At 57.9% G+C, this 21813-nt stretch carries 20 protein-coding genes; 13 read left to right on the top strand and 7 right to left on the bottom strand.

What is annotated here, in order from left to right; genetic code table 11:
• Positions 1-36 precede the first annotated feature (36 nt).
• Both OS189_RS04630 and rbfA read right to left on the bottom strand, forming a co-directional pair.
• The gene (locus tag OS189_RS04630) at positions 37-849 is read right to left on the bottom strand and encodes a phosphodiester glycosidase family protein (RefSeq protein ID WP_267166122.1); all 813 of its coding nucleotides are present in this window, start codon (positions 847-849) and stop codon (positions 37-39) included.
• Positions 849-1277, bottom strand: a complete 429-nt coding sequence (gene rbfA, locus OS189_RS04625; RefSeq protein ID WP_267166121.1) for a 30S ribosome-binding factor RbfA — start codon at positions 1275-1277, stop codon at positions 849-851. Before rbfA ends, OS189_RS04630 begins: the two co-directional genes overlap by 1 nt.
• 88 nt (positions 1278-1365) lie before the next feature.
• Between rbfA and dapB the strand changes: the two genes are divergently transcribed.
• Together dapB and OS189_RS04615 are read left to right on the top strand one after the other, a co-directional pair.
• A complete protein-coding gene (gene dapB / locus OS189_RS04620; protein WP_267166120.1) occupies positions 1366-2181 on the top strand; it encodes a 4-hydroxy-tetrahydrodipicolinate reductase in 816 nt (271 codons plus the stop codon).
• A 101-nt stretch (positions 2182-2282) separates the two neighbouring features.
• Positions 2283-2639, top strand: coding sequence for a dihydrodipicolinate reductase (locus OS189_RS04615; protein ID WP_267166119.1), 357 nt, complete (start codon positions 2283-2285; stop codon positions 2637-2639).
• A gap of 48 nt (positions 2640-2687) precedes the next feature.
• Here OS189_RS04615 and OS189_RS04610 read toward each other — a convergent pair whose 3' ends face one another.
• On the bottom strand, positions 2688-2873 hold the full coding sequence (locus OS189_RS04610; protein ID WP_323380222.1) for a DUF1674 domain-containing protein: 186 nt from the start codon (positions 2871-2873) through the stop codon (positions 2688-2690).
• A gap of 133 nt (positions 2874-3006) precedes the next feature.
• On the opposite strand from OS189_RS04610, the gene OS189_RS04605 reads away from it, so the two are divergent.
• The 7 genes from OS189_RS04605 to OS189_RS04575 all read left to right on the top strand — a co-directional run bounded on the left by OS189_RS04605 (position 3007) and on the right by OS189_RS04575 (position 11626).
• Positions 3007-4278, top strand: coding sequence for an RsmB/NOP family class I SAM-dependent RNA methyltransferase (locus tag OS189_RS04605; RefSeq protein WP_267166117.1), 1272 nt, complete (start codon positions 3007-3009; stop codon positions 4276-4278).
• A 135-nt stretch (positions 4279-4413) separates the two neighbouring features.
• Complete coding sequence (locus tag OS189_RS04600) at positions 4414-6168, top strand: heparinase II/III family protein (RefSeq protein ID WP_267166116.1); 1755 nt, start codon at positions 4414-4416, stop codon at positions 6166-6168.
• Between the two features lie 16 nt (positions 6169-6184).
• Complete coding sequence (gene purH / locus OS189_RS04595; RefSeq protein WP_267166115.1) at positions 6185-7771, top strand: bifunctional phosphoribosylaminoimidazolecarboxamide formyltransferase/IMP cyclohydrolase; 1587 nt, start codon at positions 6185-6187, stop codon at positions 7769-7771.
• 18 nt (positions 7772-7789) lie between these two features.
• Positions 7790-8314 (top strand): signal peptidase II, encoded by a 525-nt coding sequence (gene lspA, locus OS189_RS04590; protein WP_267166114.1) that lies wholly within the window; start codon positions 7790-7792, stop codon positions 8312-8314.
• 54 nt (positions 8315-8368) lie between these two features.
• The gene (locus tag OS189_RS04585; RefSeq protein ID WP_267166113.1) at positions 8369-8872 is read left to right on the top strand and encodes a DUF3035 domain-containing protein; all 504 of its coding nucleotides are present in this window, start codon (positions 8369-8371) and stop codon (positions 8870-8872) included.
• Between the two features lie 106 nt (positions 8873-8978).
• A complete protein-coding gene (locus OS189_RS04580) occupies positions 8979-10319 on the top strand; it encodes a M16 family metallopeptidase (protein WP_416237452.1) in 1341 nt (446 codons plus the stop codon).
• The gene (locus OS189_RS04575; RefSeq protein WP_267166112.1) at positions 10316-11626 is read left to right on the top strand and encodes a M16 family metallopeptidase; all 1311 of its coding nucleotides are present in this window, start codon (positions 10316-10318) and stop codon (positions 11624-11626) included. The genes OS189_RS04580 and OS189_RS04575 overlap by 4 nt, the downstream gene beginning before the upstream one ends.
• Before the next feature lie 65 nt (positions 11627-11691).
• Here the strand turns inward: OS189_RS04575 and OS189_RS04570 are convergent, their stop codons facing one another.
• Positions 11692-14028 carry an aldehyde dehydrogenase family protein gene (locus OS189_RS04570; protein ID WP_267166111.1) on the bottom strand — a complete coding sequence of 779 codons (2337 nt, stop codon included), beginning with the start codon at positions 14026-14028 and terminating at the stop codon, positions 11692-11694.
• An 18-nt stretch (positions 14029-14046) separates the two neighbouring features.
• The gene (gene deoC, locus OS189_RS04565; RefSeq protein WP_267166110.1) at positions 14047-15048 is read right to left on the bottom strand and encodes a deoxyribose-phosphate aldolase; all 1002 of its coding nucleotides are present in this window, start codon (positions 15046-15048) and stop codon (positions 14047-14049) included.
• Between the two features lie 367 nt (positions 15049-15415).
• Here deoC and OS189_RS04560 point away from each other — a divergent pair, with 367 nt between their 5' ends.
• The 4 genes from OS189_RS04560 (at position 15416) to OS189_RS04545 (ending at position 20546) form a co-directional block, all read left to right on the top strand.
• A complete protein-coding gene (locus OS189_RS04560) occupies positions 15416-16387 on the top strand; it encodes a LysM peptidoglycan-binding domain-containing protein (RefSeq protein WP_267166109.1) in 972 nt (323 codons plus the stop codon).
• A 205-nt stretch (positions 16388-16592) separates the two neighbouring features.
• On the top strand, positions 16593-17402 hold the full coding sequence (locus OS189_RS04555; protein ID WP_267166108.1) for a bifunctional allantoicase/(S)-ureidoglycine aminohydrolase: 810 nt from the start codon (positions 16593-16595) through the stop codon (positions 17400-17402).
• A 121-nt stretch (positions 17403-17523) separates the two neighbouring features.
• Positions 17524-19368 carry a DNA mismatch repair endonuclease MutL gene (mutL, locus tag OS189_RS04550; RefSeq protein ID WP_267166107.1) on the top strand — a complete coding sequence of 615 codons (1845 nt, stop codon included), beginning with the start codon at positions 17524-17526 and terminating at the stop codon, positions 19366-19368.
• Positions 19365-20546 carry a DNA recombination protein RmuC gene (locus OS189_RS04545; RefSeq protein ID WP_267166106.1) on the top strand — a complete coding sequence of 394 codons (1182 nt, stop codon included), beginning with the start codon at positions 19365-19367 and terminating at the stop codon, positions 20544-20546. Before mutL ends, OS189_RS04545 begins: the two co-directional genes overlap by 4 nt.
• A gap of 3 nt (positions 20547-20549) precedes the next feature.
• Here the strand turns inward: OS189_RS04545 and OS189_RS04540 are convergent, their stop codons facing one another.
• Both OS189_RS04540 and OS189_RS04535 read right to left on the bottom strand, forming a co-directional pair.
• Entirely contained in the window at positions 20550-21221 is a 672-nt protein-coding gene (locus tag OS189_RS04540) for a ChrR family anti-sigma-E factor (protein WP_267166105.1), read from the bottom strand.
• 4 nt (positions 21222-21225) lie between these two features.
• Entirely contained in the window at positions 21226-21732 is a 507-nt protein-coding gene (locus OS189_RS04535; protein ID WP_323380221.1) for a sigma-70 family RNA polymerase sigma factor, read from the bottom strand.
• Positions 21733-21813: the final 81 nt, after the last annotated feature.

The raw sequence follows: 21813 nt of genomic DNA, 5'->3' as shown, positions 1-21813 counted from the left end.
TTTGCAGATTGTGCGCACGGGCGCAACGGGGGTCGCTTATTCGTCGTCGTCCGAAACAGGGGCTGCTTTTGGCGTTGGAACCGTCTCGTCCACAGGTTCCGGCGGCGGGATTTGCCCCTCGACAACACCGACAATAGGGCCGAGCGCGCCAAATCCGATATCATCGCGCCCGAGGTCGGGCGCACGCAGACGGGAGACATTGCCGTCAAAATACAAGGCATTATTCAGACCAAGATGATCCCGAAAAAAGCTGGCGAAGGTGTGAAAGGTCACCGGATTGTTGGAAATCACAAATGACGCGACCCGCCCGTCATCGCTAGTGCCGACACCGTTGCGAATGTAGCGCGAAGTGGAATCGCGAAGAAACCGGGGGTGCAACTCGCCGTCAATCACCAGCATCGGGCCGGATTGCGTGGCGCTGTTACAATCGGGCTGCTGTTCGACATATCGCAGTGTTTCAATGACATCGGCGCGCCTGTCACGCAGGCACAATACGCCGTTCGGCAGCAGGCCAAAGTTGCCCGGACCTGCACTGGTAATCACGTCCTGAGACATCTTGCCGTCTTCGATGTACAGCCCCACGGGCGCGCGATCTTCGTGATACATGCCTGCATTCATGGCAAAGCCAAGGGCAAATCCCTGTTCCTCAAGCGCTGTGTTCAACGTAGTAAAATAGCCGTAAGGACGTGTGCCGCTTTGATCATAGAGAAACAGCCGCAGCATGTCCTGCGTCAGGTCGACGTCGCAAATAACGTATTCGACACTCTCGTAATTCTCTTCACGGCAGGCAGCCGCCTGCGCGCTTTGCGCCCAAACCAGCGCAATCGCTGCAAAAGCAGCGCAGCGCATCACGTTTCAACTGTCCCGTCGTCCGCCGCGTCTGGCGCATCGGCGTCACGGCGCACTACATCTTGCGCCAGCATACGCCGTGTTTCATCCATCTGGTCAAACGTGCGGTCCAGCTGAAAGCGTAGCTCGGGTGAAAATTTCAACGTCAGCTTTTTTGCGACCAGCTTGCGCAACTCGTATTTGTTTCGCTCAAGCAATTCCAGAACATCGTCCTGACCGATACCACCCAAAGGCAGGACATACGCTGTCGCCACTTTCAAATCGTTGGATGTGCGAACCTCTCCGACCGTGATGGACATGCGGTTAAGTTCAGGGTCATGCACATCGCCGCGCGCCAGAACATCGCTAAGCGCGCGACGGATGGTTTCCGCGACGCGCAGTTGCCGTTGTGTTGGGCCTCTGCCCTCGGATGATTTATTCTTTGCCATACGCATCATCTAAGGTGTCTGATCTTCTTTGCCAAGGCGGCAACCGCGCGTTACACCGCAGGTTAACAGATCAAGCGGAGAACAGCACATGACACAGACAACGGGTATTGCCATTACGGGAATTTCGGGCCGGATGGGTCAGATGCTGGCGCGCGAGGTCGCGGCAAATCCGAAAATGCAGCTTGTCGGCGCTGTCGAGCGCTCCGGCCATGACTGGATCGGTCAGGATCTGGGGGGGGCCATGGGCGGTACGGCTAACGGTGTCATCGTGACAGACGATGTTGCCACTGCAATTGCCGATGCCCAGGCGATCATAGATTTCACAACACCCGCTTCGACACTGGCCTTTGCGGCAGCGGCAGCAAAAGCCGGTATCGTACACGTCATTGGCACAACAGGGATGAGCACGGCCGAGATTGCGCAGCTAAAAGAGCCGGCCCGCAATGCGGTGATCGTGCGCGCGGGCAATATGAGCCTTGGAGTTAACCTACTTACTCTGCTGACGCGCAAGGTGGCTGCGGCATTGGATGAAGATTTTGATATCGAAATTATCGAATCCCACCACAATCAAAAAGTAGATGCCCCGTCAGGCACTGCGTTGATGCTGGGCGAGGCCGCAGCCGAGGGGCGCGGCGTGAACCTTGCCGATGTCAGTGATTCGGGCCGCGATGGCATTACAGGCGCGCGCAAGCGCGGAGATATCGGATTTTCAGCGATCCGCGGTGGTGACATTGTCGGTGAACATGATGTGATGTTTGCTGGCGCCGGAGAGCGGATCATTTTGCGTCACGTTGCATCGGATCGTGCATTGTTCGCGCGCGGCGCGCTCAAGGCTGCGCTGTGGGGGCAGGGCCGGGAAGCCGGAGAGTATGATATGCTGGATGTGCTGGGGCTTGGGGAATAGACAGTACGGCAAACCGGCGAGACTTGGAAAAACCCGCTTTTATGAAACTATCGGCGTGAACGCGACGTATCTATAGCAATCGACCTCGAAGGAGAGATCAAATGCTACGGATCATATCTGTTGTTGCCAGCCTTGCGATACTGTCCGGTACGACCGCACTAGCCGAGTTTTCAAAGGTGGAGACCGCATCGCAATTTAAAAGCATCATTCAGGGCAAAACCCTGACCCGCCCACTGGTAAGATTGAACGTCGGCCTTGACGGCGCGATTTCCGGTAAAGGCGCTGCGTGGGATGTCACAGGGAACTGGACTTGGAAAAACGGCTATTTCTGCCGGTCATTAAACTGGGGCGGTGACGATTTGGGATATAATTGTCAGGAAGTGAGAGCGTGGGGCGGAAAACTCCGCTTTACCTCTGATCGGGGTACAGGCGACAGCGCAGATTTCTCTCTGCGCTAGGTGTGTCTGGTTAATATGTAATTGCGCCCCAGGCTCCGGCAATCGATGCTAGAAATCGATTGCAATGCCCTTTTTTTCCCAATCGCCGTAGCGTACCGGCTCTGGTCCGTTTCGCCCGCCCAATTCCGGCGGCAGATCAAGGTCTTGCGCTGCGGCGCGGCGCGCAGCGGCCTCGGCCAGTGCGCGCTGGGCAGGAGGAGGCAGATCAGGCTCCGGTTCCGGTGTGGGTGGAATAGGGGCGTCCGGTACGGGTGGTTCTTTGGGGGATGGATCCTTGGCCATGGGGCGTTCCTTTCTCAACTCTCTCTTGATATAACGTGCGCCTTGCCCCAGACAACCACCAGACCGCCAAGAGAAAGCCAAGTACATGTCAGACACCGGCGTATCCGCCCGTAAATCCGCTGTTTTCCTGCTCGACCAGATTCTGGGCGAAGGGAAGCTGATGTCAGAGCTTTTGGGCGCAGGTGTGCTGGACAGGCTGCCACCCGATGATCGTGCACGCGCCCAGCGTCTTGCACAGGATACCTTGCGCGGGATGGAACGTGCTGACCGCATTTTGCAAAAACACCTGAATAAGTATCCGCCCCTCACAGTTCGGAACGCGCTGCGTGTCGGCACGGTGGAATTATGTACAGGCGGTGCAGCGCACGGTGTGGTGAACGCCATGGTGTCCGTGGTGGCGGGTGACAAACACCTTGGCCACCTCAAGGGGCTGGTCAACGCAGTGCTGCGCAAGGTCGCGGCCGAAGGGCCGGAGGCATGGAGTGCACGGCGCGCCCCGCGTTTGCCCAAATGGCTGCGCGGTCCGTTGGTTGATGCATGGGGCGCAGATGCAATCGCGGCAATAGAAAGCGCCCATTTCAAAGGCGCGCCGTTCGATCTGACCGCAAAGGATGACCCTGCCGCATTGGCTGAACGTCTTGAAGCTACGTTACTTCCTACAGGCACCGTGCGTTTGCATGGCGGGGGGCAGGTTTCAGCTATGGAAGGTTTTGCGGAGGGCGATTGGTGGGTTCAGGATGCTGCCGCTGCCCTGCCAGCAAAAATTCTGAATGCCCAAGCGGGTGAACTGGTGCTTGATCTTTGTGCCGCACCGGGGGGGAAGACGATGCAGTTGGCTGCCACAGGAGCCGAGGTGCGCGCGGTGGACGACAGCCATTCGCGGATGCAGCGGGTGAAAGAAAACCTTGCGCGTACGGGGTTGAACGCCCGAACCTTTATCAAGGATGCGCGCCAGTTTCAGGGCGAGTTCGATGCCATTTTGCTGGACGCCCCCTGTTCCGCCACAGGAACAATCCGGCGTCACCCCGATCTGCCACATGCCAAAGACGGCTCCGATTTCGGTGCGCTGATCGAATTGCAGGAAGAACTGCTGGACCATGCATGGTCGCTGTTGAAACCCGGTGGCCGGATGGTGTTTTGCACCTGCAGCCTGCTGCCCGACGAAGGCGAGGTCCAGATTGACGATGCGCTAGAGCGGCATCCGGATATGTCTGTGGACAGCGCAGCGCTCGACCTGCCCGGTATCGATCCGGCGTGGGTATCCTCTGAAGGTGGTCTGCGGCTGCGCCCCGATTTCTGGGCGGAGCAGGGCGGTATGGATGGTTTTTATATCGCTTGCTTGCGCAAACAGGCCTGATTGCCTGCGCCCGGGAAGGGTGTTCGTGCTGCTGATCTACAGCTTTGGGCGGTAATGTGCCGGAAAAACGGTGACACCCCCCCACAGTGCGGGTTAAGCTATCCGAAACGCCATCAGAGCGTATAGGCAGAGCACATGATCCAGTTTCCTCAATTACGCGCGCATCGCACGCGTTTGTTAAACCAATGGCACGCCCGGGCGGCGGCGCGGATGCGTGGCCATGCGCGGGGCTTTGTTTCATCCCCCGAACCGCGAACAATCGGATCATTTGCGCGAGGCCGGCAACTCGCCGCAGGAAACTTTCTGTTCGCGGGCAGTCTCATTACCGCACCCGACAAATCCCCGTGGGAGCTTGAAGCACCCGACACTGCCTTTTCGCAAGCGCTTCATGGATTTGCGTGGCTAGACGATCTTGCCGCTGTCGGAGATTTGCCATCGCGGCGCGCCGCGCAGCGCTGGTTGTGGCAATGGATAGAGCTTTTTGGGAGTGGCCGTGGTGAAGGCTGGACGCCGGACCTGACAGGCCGCCGATTGATCCGCTGGATCAACCATGCGCTGTTCGTGTTGCACGGCGGAGGTGAAAACGCGCCCGACAGCGAAGCTTTTTTCCGCTCGTTGATGCAGCAGACCCGGTTCTTGTCAAAGCGGTGGCATGCTGCGGCCCCCGGACTGGCGCGTTTTGAGGCGTTGACGGGATTGATCTATGCCGGTTTGTCGCTGGAGGGGTTGGAGAGCCTTGCCGATCCGGCAATTAAAGCGCTGGCGCATGAATGTGAAACGCAGATTGACGCCCAGGGCGGCCTGCCGACGCGAAACCCGGAAGAATTGCTGGACGTTTTCACGCTGCTGACGTGGGCCGCAGCAGCCCTGTCAGATGCGGGGCGTGGTACGCCGCAACCCCATCTTGCCGCGATCGAGCGGATTGCACCAACGTTACGCACCTTGCGTCACACGGACGGTGGCCTTGCCCGTTTTCATGGCGGCGGGCGCGGTGCGGAGGGGTGGCTGGATCACGCGCTTGCAGCATCCGGTGTGCGCACCACGCAGCCAGAGGGGTTGTCGATGGGATATGCACGCCTTTCGGCGGGGCGCACCAGCGTAATTATTGATGCTAGCCCGCCACCACAGGGGGCCGCTTCTGCAAATGCCCATGCGTCAACACTCGCGTTTGAGCTTACCTCGGGGCGACGGCCCTTGATTGTGAATTGCGGCTCCGGGGCATCATTCGGATTGGACTGGCGGCGCGCGGGTCGGGCCACACCGTCACATTCAGCGCTCAGCCTTGGCGGATATTCCAGCGCACGTCTGGACACCGCAGACCGCCGCACAGGTGTCGAGGCGCTGATTGATGCGCCGACACATGTGCCTGTTGAAATTACACCGGTAAGTGACGGGATGAAATTTCAGGGCGGGCATGACGGCTACGTTCTGACCCATGGTTTGACCCATGCACGTACAATCGAGCTGACCCATGATGGCCGCGCTGTCGCGGGCGAGGATATGCTGCTGGCGTTAGAGGATGCGGAAAAGCGCCGGTTTGACCGTGCCCTGGACAAAACAAAGCTAAAAGGCCTGCGATTTGAAATCCGCTTTCATTTGCACCCCGAAGTTGACGCAACGCTTGATCTGGGCGGCGCTGCTGTTTCCATGGCTCTGAAGTCGGGTGAAATCTGGGTGTTTCGCCATGACGGCACAACCGAACTTACGCTGGAACCCGGCGCATATCTGGAAACAACACGCCTGAAGCCGCGCGCGGCACAGCAGATTATTTTGACGGGCCGCGCGATAAATCCCGCGACACGGGTGCGCTGGTCCTTGTCGAAGGCGCAGGAAACTGCGATTGGCGTGCGTGATTTAGAACGGGATGATCCGTATCTCGACCAAGACTGACCAAAGGAGCCCTGCCATGGCTGATCTCTACCCTGTTAAACGCGCCCTTCTTTCTGTTTCCGACAAAACCGGATTGGTTGATTTTGGTCGGGCGCTTGCTGACCGGGGGGTTGAACTGCTTTCGACGGGGGGTACAGCAAAGGCACTGCGCGAGGCGGGGCTCGAGGTGAAAGACGTATCCGACGTTACAGGCTTTCCCGAGATGATGGATGGCCGCGTGAAAACGCTGCATCCCGTGGTGCATGGCGGCTTGCTGGCGCTGCGTGACGACGCGGGGCATGTGGCCTCAATGGAGGAGCACGGGATCGGCGCAATCGATCTGGTTGTAGTCAACCTCTACCCGTTTGAAGAAACAGTTGCCAAAGGTGCGGGATATGCCGAAGTGATCGAAAATATCGACATCGGTGGCCCCGCGATGATCCGTTCTGCCGCGAAGAACCATGGTTTCGTCAGTGTTATCGTGGATGTAGAGGACTACGCGCCGTTTCTGGACGAGTTAAAAGCAAACGATGGCCAAACAACATATGCCCTGCGCCAGCGGCTAGCCCAAACGGCCTATGCGCGCACAGCGGCCTATGACACGGCGGTCAGCACGTGGATGGCGGACGCCGTGGGGGGCACCCCGCGCCGCCGCACCTTTGGCGGAACGCTGACGCAAACTTTGCGGTATGGTGAAAACCCCCACCAGCAGGCGGCCTTTTACACGGATGGATCATCGCGCGCTGGTGTGGCCACGGCCAAACAGCACCAAGGTAAAGAGCTTAGCTATAACAACATCAATGACACGGATGCCGCATTCGAACTGGTGTCGGAGTTTGATCCCGCGAACGGACCGGCTGTAGCGATCATCAAACATGCGAACCCTTGCGGCGTGGCAACCGGTGCAACAATGGCCGAGGCCTACGCCCGTGCGTTTAATTGTGACCGCACCAGCGCTTTTGGCGGCATCATTGCGTTGAACCAAACGCTGGATGCCGAAACCGCCGAAGCAATTACAGGCATTTTCACCGAAGTGGTCATTGCGCCGGATGCCGACGCTGATGCGATCAAGATTTTTGCCGCCAAGAAGAACCTCCGCTTGCTGACCACAGGTGGATTGGCCGACCCGACCGCCGCGCGCCTTGCGCCGCGCCAAGTGTCCGGTGGCTGGCTGGTGCAGGACCGTGACGTGGGGCGGATTGAATTGGGTGATCTGAAAGTCGTCACCAAGCGCCAGCCGACAGACCGTGAACTGGCCGATATGCTGTTTGCTTGGACGGTGGCGAAACACGTCAAATCAAACGCGATCATCTACGTCAAAGACGGTGCAACCGTCGGCGTGGGCGCCGGCCAGATGAGCCGCGTTGACAGCACGCGCATCGCTGCGCGTAAAGCGGTTGATATGGCCGAGGCGATGGGCCTTCCCAACCCTCTCACGCATGGTTCTGTTGTCGCGTCTGATGCGTTTTTCCCCTTTGCGGATGGTCTGGTGACCGCCGCCGAAGCCGGTGCAACCGCACTCATCCAGCCGGGCGGCTCCATGCGCGATGACGAGGTCATCGCGGCCGCGGACGAGGCCGGTCTGGCGATGGTGTTCACCGGCATGCGCCATTTCCGCCACTAAAACAGGAGCGGTTTTCCGATGCGGATGATCTTTTGGGCTGGTTTCTGTGCTTTCACGCTCGACCAGATCAGCAAATACATTGTGATCCACATGATGGAACTGGCGCGCATCCGCAGCATCGACGTTTTGCCGCCGCTGATAAATTTCCGCTACGGTGAAAATCGCGGCATCAACTTCGGCCTGTTTGGTGGCGGATCAGAGGCAAGCCGCTGGTTTCTGATCACCCTTGCGATTGTAATTTGCGTGGCAGTCCTGTTCTGGGCGCGCAAAAACGCAACCACAGCCATCGCGCAGGTGAGTGCGGGCCTGTTGATCGGCGGCGCACTTGCAAATGTCGTTGACCGTCTGATCTACGGCTATGTGCTTGATTTTCTTAATATGTCCTGCTGTGGCCTCAATAATCCCTTTGTTTTCAACATCGCCGATATCTTCATATTCGTAGGGGCGCTGGGCTTGATCTTTTTCGCGGACGGGAACGATAAGGCCCCCAAAGGAGACGGCAGGAAAAAGCCGCGCAAACCTCGCGCGAAAAAAGCTGGGTGACATTGCGGTACAGGTTGCGATATTGAAGGGGCAACGACGGTCTGGAGGCCTTTGATGCGGAAATTTGCTTTGTTGTTTGTACTGCCTGTGCTGGTCGCGGGATGTGCCAACGTGGGCCTGCGGGATTTGCAGAGCACATCCAAAGGACCGGATGAATTTGGCATCCAGCCTGTTGGCGAGTTGCAAAGGCCCGACAGCTACCGGGATCTGCCCACGCCGACCCCCGGCGGTAGCAACCGCGTTGACCGCTCGGCGCTTGCCGAAGGGGCGCAGGCCTTTGGCGGCCAGTTGGGTGATCCGAATGCGCCGGTCCCTGCGACTGACGGTGCATTGGTGCGCCATACCAGCCGTCTGGGCGTCAGCCCTGACATACGCGAGAACCTTGCCCAGACGGATGCCAAATTCCGCAAACGCAAGGCGCGGTTTACCCAGTTCCGTATCGTCCCTGTAGACCGCTATAATCAGGCCTACCGCCGTGAAGCGCTGAACGCGCAGGCCGAACAGAACCGCTGGCGCAACGCTGGTGCGCGCACGCCATCCGCTCCGCCTGCACCCTGATACTTCATTACATATCTGTGATAATGCGCCGCGCTGCTTGAACCTGCGCGCGGTGGGCGTACCTATGTCACATGCGCCCCTTGACCGACCGAAAAGGAACCTCTTGATGTTGCGATACGCCCGAACCGCGTTGCTGTCCGTAATGCTTCTGCCGACTGCCTTGCTGGCGGAAACGAGTGGTAAAGTCACCGATTTCAACCTTGATAACGGCATGCAGGTCGTTGTGGTGGAAGATCACCGCGCGCCGGTTGTACAGCATATGCTTTGGTATCGGGCAGGCTCGGCGGACGAGCCGAAAGGCTCCTCAGGTGTGGCGCATTTTCTTGAACATCTGCTGTTCAAGGCGACTGATGAACTGGAAGCGGGTGAACTATCGGCTACCGTGGCCGCGAATGGCGGGCGCGATAACGCCTTCACCAGCTATGATTATACCGCATATTACCAGCGCATCGCCGCGGATCGTCTGGACCTGATGATGAAGATGGAAGCGGACCGGATGAAGAATATCCGCCTCACGCCGGAAAACATCGCAACCGAACGGAACGTGATTATCGAAGAGCGTAACCAGCGCACGGAAAACAATCCGCAAGCCCTGTTCGCAGAGCAGGTAAGTGCGGCCCAGTACCTCAACCACCGCTACGGCACGCCCGTGATCGGATGGATGCACGAGATGGAGCAGCTTGATCTGGAAGACGCGCTCGGCTTTTATGAATTGTATTATTCGCCTAACAATACCGTGCTGGTTGTATCGGGGGACGTGACACCGGAAGAGGTGCGCACACTGGCCGAAAAACATTACGGCCCGATCCCTGCGAATCCGGATTTGCCAGAGCGGTTGCGCACAGAAGAACCGCGCCAGAACGCAGAACGCCGCGTGATATTCCGCGATGCGCGCGTGGCCCAGCCCTATGTCTCGCGCAGTTATCTGGTCCCCGAACGCGACAGCGGCGCGCAGGAAACCGCAGCGGCCCTTACCATCCTTGCTGAAATTCTCGGCGGTGGATCAACCTCCTATTTCGCGGAAAAGCTTCAGTTCGACACACAGACGGTAACATATTCTACTGCGTGGTATTCCGGCGTATCGCTGGATGACACCACATTCAGGATGATCATTGTTCCGTCAGACGGCGTAACCCTCTCCGAGGGGGAGGCCGCACTGGATCAGGCGATAGCCGATTTCCTTGAAAAGGGTGTAGATGCAGAGCAGCTGGAGCGGATCAAGCTACAGATCCGCGCCGCCGAGATTTATGCGCAAGACAATGTGGATGGCATTGCCAACAGATATGGCCGCGCCCTGACATCCGGCCTGACGATCGAGGATGTTCAGGCTTGGCCGGAAATTCTGGATGCTGTCACAGCCGAAGATATCATGAAAGCCGCATCTTTGCTGCGCCGCGAGGCTTCGGTGACCGGCTGGTTGATGCGCCCCGAAGGAGAAACACAATGATCCGTTTTGCAACTGCCCTGTTTCTGGGCGCCGCCGTGGCAATGCCGGCCTATGCCGAGGTTGATATACAGACGGTCACGTCTGACGGCGGTGTTACAGCGTGGCTGGTGGAAGAACATTCGCTGCCGTTTGTAGCGCTCGAAATCGCGTTTCTGGGCGGCACGTCGCTAGACGTTGAGGGAAAACGAGGTGCGGTAAACCTCATGACCGGTTTGCTGGAAGAGGGATCGGGTGGGCTGGATGCACGCGAATTTGCCCGCGCCACGGAAACGCTTGCAACCAGCTTCGGGTTCGGCTCCGACCCCGAAGCAGTTACAGTATCGGCACGGTTTCTGACCGAAAACTTTAATGAATCCGTAGCGCTGCTGCGCGATGCGCTGCAGAAGCCGCGTTTTGACGACGCCGATATCGAGCGGGTGCGTGCGCAGGTTCTGTCCGGTCTGGCATTTGATGCCAAAGACCCAAATGAAATTGCGGCTAAAACATTTGCAAAGATGGCCTATGGTAACCATCCTTATGGCACGGTTGAGTCAGGCACGACCGAAAGCGTTGCGTCCCTGACCCGTGACGATTTGGTCGAGGCACACCGCAACACGTTGGTCCGTGACCGTGTGCTGGTAGGGGCGGTCGGTGATATCACGCCCGAGCAGCTCGGCACGTTGCTCGACACGTTGCTTGGCGGGTTGCCGCAAAGCGGCGCGCCCATGCCGCCCAAAGTGGAACCGCAGATCGAGGGCGGAATTACGGTGGTTGATTTTGATACACCGCAATCGGTTGCCCTGTTCGGCCAGCGTGGTATCGCGGTCGATGATGACGACTATTTCGCCGCTGTTCTGCTGAACCAGATTCTGGGCGGTGGATCATTCGAAAGCCGTCTGATGCAGGAAGTGCGCGAAAAGCGGGGCCTTACCTACGGCGTCTATTCCTACCTTTTCCCGCGTGATCTGGCTAATGCCTACATGGGGTCTGTTAGTTCTGCCAATGACCGGATCGGCGAAGCGATCAGTGTGATCAAGGATCAATGGCGGCTTGCAGCAGAAGAAAGCGTCAGCGCAAAAGAATTGGAGGACGCCAAGACTTATCTGACAGGTGCCTACCCGCTGCGCTTTGACGGAAATGGTACAATTGCCGGTATTCTGGTCGGAATGCAGACGATTGGCCTAAGCCCTGAATACGTCAAAACCCGCAATGAACGGGTAGAACGCGTGACGCTGGAGGATGTGCAACGTGTGGCGGGTGAACTGCTGGACCCTGACGGATTGCATTTTGTTGTTGTCGGTAAACCCGAAGGTGTGGTTGCCGATTAACCGTCTGAGTTGTCGCCCCTTTCCGGGGGCGACAAGAATGAATTTACTGGAAAACTGAAGAAGGGTTACTCTCCGTAGGGTACCCAGATGTTCTTGATTTCGGTTGAATGTGCCAAAAAGGGTTTGGCATCGGTGCTGTTCCAGTTCACCGCATTACCGTTTTGCACCCAAGTCCGCTTTAGATTGCTCGCCGAGGCGCTTTCGACGGTTTTGTCATGGGCGGGGTCGCTGAAACTCCATACCGCATCGACATCCATATGGCGCGCCAGAGTGTCGGCTGTATCGCTGTGCGGTCCTGTCAGAATGTTCACCACGCCTGCCGGAACATCGGATGTTTCAAGCACCTGACTAAAGTCGGTGGCCGCCAGCGGGAAGGGCTCTGATGCACACAGGATCACTCGGTTACCCATTGCAATCGCGGGGGCCATAACGCCGACCAGACCTGCCAGAGGCGCAGTTGACGCGCACATCGCGCCAATCACGCCAACAGGCTCTTTCATCGCCAAAGCAACGCCGCGAATGGGTACATTATGAATTTGCCCATCATATTTGTCAGCCCAAGCGGCATATGTGAACAAGCTCTGGATCGCGGCGTCGACTTCTGTGGCGCCCGATTTGCCGCCCTGCATGTGATTAAGGCGCTGTGCAAACTCTTCTGCGCGGGCGTTCAGATTTTCCGCGATGAAATAGAGAATCTGTGCGCGCAGGTGGCCGGGTGTTTTACTCCACCCCTTTGCAGCATGGGCAGCCTCGACTGCGTTGCGCACATCTTTTCGACTGGCCTGCGGGGCGTGGCCAAGCAGTGCGCCGTTTTTGCCCCAGACAGGGGCGGAGTATCCGCTGTCAGGGCGGGCCTGTTTGCCGCCGATGTAGAGTTTCGCCGTGCGGTCTATGCCATCTTCCGGGGCGCCACTGCCTTCCATCGGTGCGACATCTTTCACGGGCTTGGGCTTCGCTTTGGGCTTGGTATAAGCCGACAGCCCTTCCCAGCCGCCCTCGCGGCCAAAGCCGCTTTCGCGCACGCCGCCAAAGCCGGCAGCGGCGTCCATCATGTTGGTGCCGTTGATCCACACGATCCCGGCGGATAGCTTGGGCGCGATATCGAGTGCGAGGTTTACGTTCTCGCTCCAGACAGTCGCGGCAAGGCCATAGCGGGTGTTGTTGGCGATGCTGACAGCTTCGGCAGGGGTGCGGAAGGTGGTGGACACCAGAACAGGACCAAAGATTTCTTCCTGCATCAGTGTATCTGCAGGATGCAGGCCCGTTATCAGAGTTGGCGGGTAAAAGCAGCCTTCGGGTGGAATAGTGCAGGCGGCAACATGGGTGTCACCTGCGGTATTGGCGCTCACCATCGATCGGATCGCATCCAGTTGCTTGGGGTCGACAATCGCACCGACATCGATGCTTTTGTCCAATGGGGAGCCAAGGCGCAGCTTGTCCATCCGCTCGCGCAGCTTAGCGTAGAACAAATCGGCTACGGGCTCATGAACCAGCAGGCGCGAGCCTGCGCAGCAGACCTGCCCCTGGTTAAACCAGATCGCATCGACCAGCCCTTCAACGGCCGAGTCCAGATCGGCATCATCAAACACGATGTAGGGAGACTTGCCGCCCAACTCCAGTGTAAGCGCCTTGCCGCTTCCGGCGGTTGCTTCGCGGATACGACGGCCAACAGCAGTGGAGCCCGTGAAGGCCACTTTGTCCACATCGGCATTCACGATCATTTCACCGACGGCACCGTCACCGGTAACGATGTTCACAACACCTTTCGGCACACCGGCCTGCGTGCAGATGTCGGCGAATAGCATTGCCGTCAGGGAGGTATATTCGGCGGGCTTCAAAACCACGGTGTTGCCAATGGCCAGCGCTGGGGCAACTTTCCATGCCAGCATCAGCAACGGGAAATTCCACGGGATCACCTGACCACATACACCAATGGCTGCCGCATCGGGCAGTTCGGACTGCATAAGCTGCGCCATGCCCGCGTGGTAGTAAAAGTGCCGCTGGGCGAGCGGTACGTCGATGTCGCGTGTTTCACGGATGGGTTTGCCGTTGTCGAGGGTTTCCAGAACAGCGAACAGACGGCTGTGTTTCTGCAACAAGCGCGCCAGCGCATAGAGAACCTTTGCGCGCGTGTGACCGCCGGCAGATTCCCATTTGGGCTGTGCGCGGCGCGCAGCCTTCACAGCGGCATCTACATCAGCTTGTGTGCCTTGGGTAAGATGGGCCAGCACCTCGCCCGTGGCGGGGTTGCGACTCTCGAAAATTTCACCGGTGGCGGTCATCGCACCATCAATGAAATGGCCAAACCTGCCCCCTTGGTCCACAATCCATGCCAATGCCTCGGCAGCGGCTTCAGGGGCGGTGCCATAGTCCATAGTTTCGAATATTTCGGAAACGGTCATTTGTGTCGCCTCTTGGCTTTAGGATGTGGGGTGGCGGTAGCTGGCGGAATAGGCACCGCTGACGTGATGCTCTAGTTGGCGTTCGATATCATTGAGAAGCGATGACGCACCAAAGCGGAACAGATCGGGCTGCAACCAGCGATCGCCAAGCTCTTCCTTGATCAGCGCAAGATATGTGATTGCATCTTTGGCCTTGGATATGCCGCCGGCAGGTTTGTACCCCACGCGGTACCCGGTGCGGTCATAGTAATCGCGGATTGCGCGGATCATCACCAGCGATACAGGCAGGGTAGCGTTTACGCTTTCCTTACCCGTCGAGGTCTTGATGAAGTCTGCGCCGGCCATCATGCACACAAGGCTGGCGCGCGCGACATTGCGCAAGCTGCCCAACTCGCCCGTGGCGAGGATCGCCTTTACGTGGGCGTCACCACATGCGGCGCGAAAGGCACGCATTTCATCATAAAGGGCTTGCCAGTTCCCCTCCAGCACATGGCGGCGGGAAATGACGATGTCGATCTCTGCTGCGCCTGCTGCCACGCTTTGTTCTATCTCTGCGATGCGCAAGGGCAGAGGGGACAGGCCCGCCGGAAATCCGGTGGAAACAGCAGCGACCGGAATGCCGCTGCCCTGCAGTGCATGCACTGCGGGGGCGATCATTTCGTGATAGACGCATACAGCGCCGGTGGTGATCGGTGGCATGCCCAGCGCGTCGAGTGTCGATGCTGCAATCGGCTGGCGCGCTTTGGCGCTTAGTCTGCCAACGCGGCGCGCGGTGTCATCGCCGGAGAGTGTAGTCAGGTCGATGCACGTCACGGCCTTGAGTAGCCAAGCAGCCTGATAGATTTTCTTAACCGACCTGCGGGCGGGCAGGGATGCTGCACGCCTTTCGATAGCGGATGTGTTGGCTTGTGCGCTCAGCACCCAGTTCAGATCAAGTGGCATGCCGGTGTTTCGCGGCTCTGTCACCTGCGGCAGGTGTTCAGTGTTGGTTGATGTAGTGGGTAAGGTATCGACGGACATCGGGCAGCACCTTTCGGAAATGACATGCGTAAACTCGCACGCAGGCATCCCGCTTTGCAAGGTGTCGTGCATTGTATTGCGGTTGCGTTGCGCAAACGGAAAGATGCGATGTACGCCTGCAAGCCCGCCCCGGCTTCTACAAGCTTTCAGACGCAAGAAACGCATTTGGAGTCAGGTGTTCAACTATAGCGTGTTGATCGCGGAATGGATTTTGAAGAAATAGGCGAAGAAGTAATATTTTTTTCCAAAGTGATTCGTTTTGCTTTGACGACTGATTCGCTCTCCGCCTATATCTGGTGCGGAATTCTTCGAAGCACTACTTGGTAGCCGAAAATGCTACACTTGGTGCCCAGCGCTGGGGGGCGGGATGAAGATACGAACAGCGATATCCAATGTTCTGCTAGTGTTTTGCGCCGCAGCGGTTCAGGCCGAAGAACAAAAGATTGATGGCAAAGCGCTGATGTTTGCAGCGATTGTTCTGGTTGCATTTGTACTGGGTCTTTCAACCGCCCATCTGATGCTGGGGGACGAGACGACCAGATCACAGGCCGCATATTCTGGTTCTGCCACGCTATCGGAAGGAACACCTGCAACCCGATTGATAGTGCAGGACAAGATAGTAAATGTGCAGACAGCAGATGTTGCCACCCGTGCGGCGTCACCTGATCTGACCGATGTAAGCGGCTCTATGGCCGTTTTCGAGGGCGTGAACCCTGTGGTAAATAAACTGACTGCTGCGGTGATAGCCGGTTTGAAGCCGTCCCCGAAAAACGCGGTAACAGACGCTAACGACCTGGAAGCTAAAGCGGTTCAGGCGTTGGACGTTTTGGCGGTGAACAAGCTTCGGATGTTGCGTGAAGGTGTGATGGCGGAGGTCTATGAAGTTATTAGGACCGACGTTAACGATGTGCAGCGGGTTGATTTACGCAACATTAATGCTGATGCCACCAGTTCCTATTTCGTGCAGGCGTTGATAAAAGCCGCCCATGAAGGGCGTATCGATATGACTGCGGCCTTGCCTACACCTGAGGGCAGTTTTGATACCGACATGCTGGCTTTCAGTCTGGTGCAAGCGTCCTTAATGCGGGACAAGACCGAGCGCAGCACGAATGCTGCGCGTAAGATGTCAAGAAAGGTCTTCGCAGCGTCCACTGCACGTAGCTTCGATGTTGGCGGCGTGCGATTTAGCACCGTTCAACCCGGCGACAGCATCGCCTTTATTTCTTTGCAATTTTACGGAATGCCCAGCGCGTATCAGCGCATTGTAACGGCGAACCGTGACACACTACAATCGCCCGACATGATCCAGGTAGGCCAGCGGTTAATAATACCCAGCTGATATAAAATAATAAAAAATTGACGTCTCAACGGCGTCGGGTGAGCGGCGGGCCGGACAGAAATGTCCGGCCTGACTGTGTTTGGAGGGGTTGCTTGGATATGTTTTGCGATACTGATATGGGCTAGAACACCAATCTGGATGACACACACGACACCGGATATTTCAACATCGCACGCGTATCGCGTCCTTCTTTCGGAGAAATCTTATGACTTATGCGTTCCCCCCCGGTGGTCTGCCGGATCAATCCGTTTCACCCGAAGGAACGGCCGTATTCACAGAAGCATACGCCGTGGTTCCGGCAGTGACCCAACGCGATATCGTCACCAGTCTGCTGCCCGGCTGGAAAGGAATGCGCATGTGGGTTCTGGCGCGCCCCCTGTCCGGATTCGCCGAAACCTTCAGCCAGTACGCGGTCGAACTTCAGCCGGCAGGCGGATCCGACGCGCCGGAGACAGATGAAGAGGCGCAATCTGTCGTTTTTGTCGCAGCCGGACAGGTTACGCTGAACATTGATGGCTCGCGCCATGTGTTGGATGCCGGTGGTTACGCCTATATCCCACCGGATGCGGTTTGGACCGTATGGAACGATAGTGATGCCGTCAGCCAGTTTCACTGGATTCGCAAACGTTATGTGGGCGCAGAGGGCGTCGACCTACCCGAAGCGTTTGTAACCTCTGATCAGGCGGTTGCCCCGACTGAAATGCCCGATTGTGACGGGGTTTGGGCAACAACCCGCTTTGTCGACCCTGATGACCTGCGCCATGATATGCACGTCAACATTGTCACTTTCCAGCCAGGGGGGCGGATTCCTTTTGCCGAAACCCATGTGATGGAGCACGGCCTGTATGTGTTGCAAGGCTCCGCCGATTATCTGCTCAACAAAGACTGGGTGCCAGTTGTCGAAGGTGACTTTATGTGGCTGCGCGCGTTCTGCCCGCAGGCCTGTATCACTACAGGCGACCAGCCGTTCCGCTATCTGCTGTACAAGGACGTGAACCGGCACATGCCACTGTAAATGATTTGGCCGGCGGCGTGACGCAGCGCCGCCTGCCTTCTCGATCTGCGCATAAATTAGCGGTGGATAACCCTGCGCTGCGGGTTTCAGAATCGCGGGTGATCATGCTAGGTTTTGCGCTATGCTTCAAACAAACCCCAACATAAGCGCGCAGCAACCCGTTATTCGCCAACTTGACGATAACGCGGTCAACCGTATCGCCGCAGGCGAAGTGGTTGAGCGGCCTGCCTCTGCCGTAAAAGAACTGGTGGAAAACGCAATAGATGCGGGCGCGCGCCGTATCACAATTGAATTTGCAGATGGCGGCAAAACCCTGATCCGCGTGACGGATGACGGTTGTGGAATTGCCGGAGCCGACCTGCCGCTGGCATTGTCGCGCCATGCGACGTCCAAAATCGACGGTAGTGATCTTTTGAATATCCACTCCTTCGGATTTCGCGGCGAGGCGCTGCCATCGCTGGGCGCTGTGGGCCGTCTGACCATCACGAGCCGCGCCGAAGGATTCGAGGGGGCAGAGATTAGTGTGACGGGAGGCAAGCACGCGGCAGTCAAACCCGCGGGGCTTAGCAGTGGTACGGTCGTCACCCTGCGAGATCTGTTTTATGCGACGCCCGCACGGCTGAAATTTCTGCGTACGGACCGGGCAGAGGCGCAGGCGATCGGGGATGTGATCAAACGGCTGGCCATGGCGGAACCGTTTGTGCGTTTTGTGCTGCGCGATGTGTCGGGTGATGGCGCAGGCCGCGATGTATTTCGCGCCGAGGCGGAGCAAGGCGAGTTGTTTGAGGCGCTGCATGGCCGTTTGCGTCAGGTTCTTGGCCGCGAGTTCGCTGAAAACGCGCTGCCGATAGACGCCGAGCGTGAGGGTTTTCACCTGACGGGCTTTGCCGCTTTGCCAACTTATTCGCGCGGCAGCGCGGTGGCGCAATATCTTTTCGTTAACGGGCGGCCCGTGAAAGACAAAATGCTGATCGGTGCGTTGCGTGGTGCTTATTTCGACTTTCTTAGCCGTGATCGCCATCCGGCGGCAGCGTTGTTTGTGGATTGCGACCCCAAGCTGGTGGATGTGAACGTACACCCCGCCAAATCCGAAGTCCGCTTTCGTGACCCCGGTGTTGTGCGCGGCTTGATCGTGTCTGCACTGCGTCATGCCCTGGCAAACGCAGGCCATCGCGCATCAACCACCGTGGCGGATGCCACCTTAGGCGCGATGCGTCCTGAAGGGCAGAACGAGGCGCGGGTGTATCAGATGGACCGCCCGTCAAGCGGTGCACGGCAGGCATCGTATCAGGTTCAAGCCCCTGAAGGGTTTGCAGAAATGAAAGGCGTTTGGGGCAGGGTAGAAACACCGGATGAACCGCCGCAGACAAACGCCGAGCCTGCGGATTTCCCGCTTGGAACCGCACGCGGACAGGTCCACGAGAATTACATCATTGCGCAAACCGCCACGGGAATGGTTATCGTGGACCAGCACGCAGCGCACGAGCGGCTGGTGTATGAAAAGCTGAAAAACCAGATGGCACAAAACGGCGTGCCTGCCCAAGCGTTGCTGATTCCCGAAATTATCGAATTATCGGCAAATGATCGCGCCTCAATCCTAAGCGTGGCCGACGATCTTGCACAATTCGGCCTTGGGATCGAACCGTTTGGCGGTGATGCAATCGCCGTGCGTGAAACCCCGGCCATTCTGGGCGAAGTAAATGCCGAAGCGATGATCCGCGATATTCTGGATGAGCTTGAGGGCGAGGGCGAGAGCCTGTTGGTGCAGGCCCGTGTCGAGGCGATCCTGAGCCGTGTTGCCTGCCATGGCTCGATCCGCTCGGGCCGTTGGATGCGCGCCGAAGAAATGAACGCCCTGCTGCGCGAGATGGAGGCAACGCCGCATTCCGGCCAGTGCAACCACGGCCGCCCGACATACGTCGAGCTGAAGCTGAGCGATATCGAACGGCTGTTCGGGCGTACATGATCCGGTTTGGCAAGGTACAGCTTGATTTGAATGATCCGGTCATTCTGACCGCGTTGGCCGGGCTGGCCGTGCTTTCGCTGATCCTCATCCTGTTGGTTGTAGTGGTTTTGCGTCCCACACGTATTCCCGTGCAACTATCGCAACAGTTGCGCGCGCTCGGCAGTGGTCAGGAACAGCTGCGCGGCAATCTGCAAACTGTCTCTGACACGCAGGCGCACGCGCAAACCCAACTGATCCAGAGCCTTGAAGCGCGGCTGGCCACCGTACAGCTGCAAATGCAGCAACAGCTGGCGCAGATGCAAGAGCGCACCAACCAGAGCCTGCACGGCTCTGCCCAGCGTACCACCACCAGCCTGACACAGTTGCAAGAACGCCTGGCCTCTATCGACAAGGCGCAAGACAACATCACCAAGCTTTCGGGTGATGTTCTGTCTTTGCAGGATATCCTGAGCAACAAGCAGACCCGCGGCGCGTTTGGTGAAATCCAGCTGAATGATATCGTGTCCAAGGCGCTGCCCAAAGACAGCTATACAATGCAGAAAACTCTATCGAACGGACGTCGTGCGGATTGTCTGATCCATCTGCCAAATCCCCCCGGACCGATTGTCATTGATGCAAAGTTCCCGCTGGAAGCCTATGAGGCGCTGCACCGTGCGCAGACGGATTGGGAGTTGAAATCTGCCGTTGCAAATATGCGCACAAGCGTGCGCAAACACATTCGCGATATCTCGGAGAAATATATTCTGGACGGAGAAACGGCGGATGGTGCCCTGATGTTTCTGCCCTCCGAGGCAGTTTACGCCGAATTGCACGCGAACTTTCCCGAGCTGGTGCGCGCGGGATTTGAAGCACGCGTCTGGATCGTTTCACCCACCACCTGCATGGCGACGCTGAACACCATGCGCGCAATTTTGAAAGATGCGCGGATGCGCGAACAGGCAGGCGAAATTCGCAAAACCCTGCGGCTTCTGCACCGCGATGTTGAACTGGTGGTCGATCGGGTGGGCAAGCTTGATACCCATTTCCGCCAGGCGCGCAATGATCTGGAAGGGATCGGGACAGCCGCCGAACGCGCGGGGAAACGTGCCGCACGTTTGGACAACTTCGATTTTGAAGAAGTTGAAGGCGCAGATGGGCCGCTGCCGCTTGCCCCCGTAAAGGGTGCGCCAAAGGGCTGAGGCCTAGATGCGGAAAAACTTCTGTAAGATGCTTGGCAGAATACCGGTAAAGCGCAGCGGCGCATCGGTGACAGCCAGACAGATGCAGTCTTCATGCACATCGGCAATCGGGATATGCTGCACATCAATGTCAGCAATCTCGATGTCGCCGCGCGCGAAGTAGTCGTTCCCATCCAGAAACGCGCCCTTTAGCACCAATGTCATTTCAGTGCCGTTGTGACCGTGGTCAGGCATTGCCGCCCCTGCGGGAATTAGAAATAATCGCGCAGTCGCTGCTTTTGAGGTAGGTAGAATGGCCTGTTTGACCCCCATCCCCAAGGGTCGCCAGCGCACGGCATCCAGATCGCCGCCAACATAGTCTTGTAGCGGCGCAGGAAAATCACCGGTTGCGGTTTTTTTCCGCCCGGCAGGCTTTGGATCAGCATCCAGCCGCGCAAGGGTTTGGGCGAGGCTTTCATCCGCCAGTGCCGCGCTTTCGTCCTCCAGCAATGCGCCACCAACGGCATCATAGGCCTGAACATCCGCGCGGCATCTGTCGCAAAGTGACAGATGTGTCGCGACAATCAGATTGAAGGCTTCGGGCAGTGTACCTGCTGCATACCCCATTAACGTGGCTTCGTTAAGGTGATGGCGGATCGCGGTGCCGGAGGGTGATGTAATGTCTGGCTGTGTCATATGGCTATTTCATTGCATGGCGCAGGCGGTCCAGCGCGAGACGTAGGCGGGATTTGATGGTGCCCAGCGGAAGGCCGGTTTCCTTGGCGATTTGCGCTTGGGTCAGATCGCCAAAGTAGGCTTGTTCGATCAGGCTGCGCTGGTTGGGTGGTAAGGTTGCAACCGCTTGTGCAAGTCGCGCGGCTTCCTGCTGCATTTCCAGAACGTGGATTTGCTCTGGCTCCGGCTCTGGCCCCCATGGAAGGTCTTCGGGTTCGGGTCTGCGATCACGGCGCAGCATATCAATACGGCGGTTGCGGGCGATGGTAAAAATCCATGTCGCTACAGAGGCGCGGGTCGGGTCGAACTGTTCGGCTTTGCGCCAAAGTGTTGTCATCACGTCTTGCGCACATTCTTCGGCGGTGGTGGCGTCTGCACCCGATTTGATTAAATACCCTTTGATGCGGGGGGCAAAATGGGTGAACAGCGCCGCAAACGCAACCTTGTCGCGGTTATCGCGCACACGCACCATCTCATCGATCCAAAGAGGTGTTCTATTTGTATCTTCTGTCACGCGTGGGCGCCTTGAAAATTTCACTGGCCCCGTCAAAGC

The sequence above is a fragment of the Sulfitobacter sp. F26169L genome, from assembly GCF_026410285.1.
Classification (GTDB): domain Bacteria; phylum Pseudomonadota; class Alphaproteobacteria; order Rhodobacterales; family Rhodobacteraceae; genus Sulfitobacter.
This window is presented reverse-complemented; position numbering and strand designations above follow the sequence as displayed.